Raw genomic sequence first — 1916 nt, 5'->3', positions numbered from 1 at the left:
TCGGCCTCGCTGGGAGTGCGCCCCGTGGTCGGGTCCTGCGTGATGTCGCTCACGGTGAAGATGCCGAACTGCATCTGTGTGCCGGTGCTCATGTCGTCCACGGTCGTTCTCCGCTCCCGGATGCCGATCGGCACCCGTTCCATGCAAATGAATGTATCTGCTGCAACGCGTGCGCTACCAGGTTATTCCCGCGCGCGCAGGCCCCGGTGACCCCGGCCGCTGCGCAGGTAGTGTGGCCCGCGATGGACGAGGCAGCACACGACGGCGGCGGACCGGCATCGGCTCGGCCGAAGCCCGGCGCTGCGCGACCGAAGCAGCGCGTGCCCTTCTGGGACAACGCCCGCTTCGCTTGCATCGTGCTCGTGGTGTTCGGCCACGCGACGCAGCGCCTGACCTACGACTCGGATCTCGCCCAGGCGGCGTATCTGCTTGTCTACGCCTTCCACATGCCGGCCTTCGCGATCATCTCGGGGTATTTCTCCAAGGCCGGTGCGCTCGGCGAGCGCCAGATGGCCCGCGTCATCACCGACATCCTGGTGCCGTACCTGATCTTCGAAGGGCTCTGGACCCTCACGAAGTGGCTCGTCGAGGGGGTGGCCAACCCCAATCCCACGCAGCCGTCGTGGACTCTGTGGTTCCTGCTCGCCCTGGGGATCTTCCGCGTCGCGCTGCCGTACCTGGCACTGCTGAAAAAGCCCCTGCTGTGGACGGCGGCCATCTCGATCGGCGCCGGCTACCTCCCGAACCTCGACTCCACCTTCTCGCTGGCGCGCACGCTCGGGCTGCTGTTCTTCTTCACGCTCGGCTGGTGGCTGCGAGACCGCGACGTCATCGCGCGCTTCGACCTGCTGCGGTCACGACCGTGGTGGCTGGTGGCCGGCGCCATCGGAGTTTTCTTGGTCGCGGCCTGGGCGACGTGGTTCTTCGTCGAAGAGTGGCGCACCCTCGACCTGCGGGCGTGGATGTTCTACGACACCGGCTATGTCGAGCTCGGCGCCGCCCAGTGGTGGGCGGGTGGGGTACGCCTGCTGCTCATGGTGGTCGCCCTGATCCTGACGGCCGCCTTCCTCGTGCTCGTCCCCCGGCGCGACAGGTGGTGGACCCACTTCGGCCAGTACACGATGTACATCTACCTGCTGCACTCGTTCGTCCTCTACCCCTTCCGCGAGTCCGGGGTGTTGCAGCAGCTGGATCCCGCGTGGTTCTGGCTGCCCGTGGTGGCGGTGCTGTCGGTGGCGATCGCCCTCGGCCTGGCGACGCGGCCCGTGCGCACCGTCTTCCGTCCCTTCGTCGAACCTCGGCCGCGCTGGCTGTTCGCCGACCCTGCGCTCGCCGCCCGCGAGGGCCGCGGCAGCGACCCCACCGGTTCGCGCCGCACGCCCGAGCCGCCCCGCTCCGCAGACGCGGGCCCGCGTCGACGCGGAGTCTGACGCCCGCGGCCCTGCCTGCACCGCGCCGGAATCCCCCGCACGAACGACGAGGGCCGCCCCACACCTGGGACGGCCCTCAAGAAGTTTTGTGCGATTGAACGCTGGTTGCGACTTAGCGGCGCAGTCCGAGACGCTCGATCAGCGAGCGGTAACGCGCGATGTCGATGTCCTGGAGGTAGCCGAGCAGACGACGGCGCTGACCGACGAGCAGGAACAGCCCACGACGCGAGTGGTGGTCGTGCTTGTGCTCCTTGAGGTGCTCGGTGAGGTCCTTGATGCGCTGCGTCAGCATCGCGACCTGCACCTCGGGGGATCCGGTGTCACCGGGGTGCGTCGCGTACTCTTCGATGATCGCCTTCTTGACTTCTGCTTCCAGTGCCATAGGTGATCCCCTCTCTCCTCGTTGCGCGGCGCCCGACGCCTGATGCGTGGGCTCTCTTTATCCGCGGCCGATCTAACGGCAACCTGGAAAGTCTATCAGCCCGG

2 protein-coding genes are annotated in these 1916 nt (G+C 67.8%); one reads left to right on the top strand and one right to left on the bottom strand.

Annotated elements, in window-relative coordinates:
• The first annotated feature begins 242 nt into the window (after nt 1–242).
• A complete protein-coding gene (locus NQ160_RS22495; protein ID WP_257517255.1) occupies nt 243–1430 on the top strand; it encodes an acyltransferase family protein in 1188 nt (395 codons plus the stop codon).
• 112 nt (nt 1431–1542) lie between these two features.
• Here NQ160_RS22495 and rpsO read toward each other — a convergent pair whose 3' ends face one another.
• Nucleotides 1543–1812 (bottom strand): 30S ribosomal protein S15, encoded by a 270-nt coding sequence (gene rpsO, locus NQ160_RS22490; RefSeq protein WP_257517254.1) that lies wholly within the window; start codon nt 1810–1812, stop codon nt 1543–1545.
• Nucleotides 1813–1916 lie beyond the last annotated feature (104 nt).

The sequence above is a fragment of the Microbacterium sp. zg.Y909 genome (assembly GCF_024626565.1).
This window is presented reverse-complemented; position numbering and strand designations above follow the sequence as displayed.

What these genes read in the sequence shown, in the direction of transcription:
- NQ160_RS22495 (WP_257517255.1), top strand. Translation starts at nt 243, where the DNA reads ATGGACGAGGCAGCACACGACGGCGGCGGACCGGCATCGGCTCGGCCG.
- rpsO (WP_257517254.1), bottom strand. Translation starts at nt 1,812, where the DNA reads ATGGCACTGGAAGCAGAAGTCAAGAAGGCGATCATCGAAGAGTACGCG.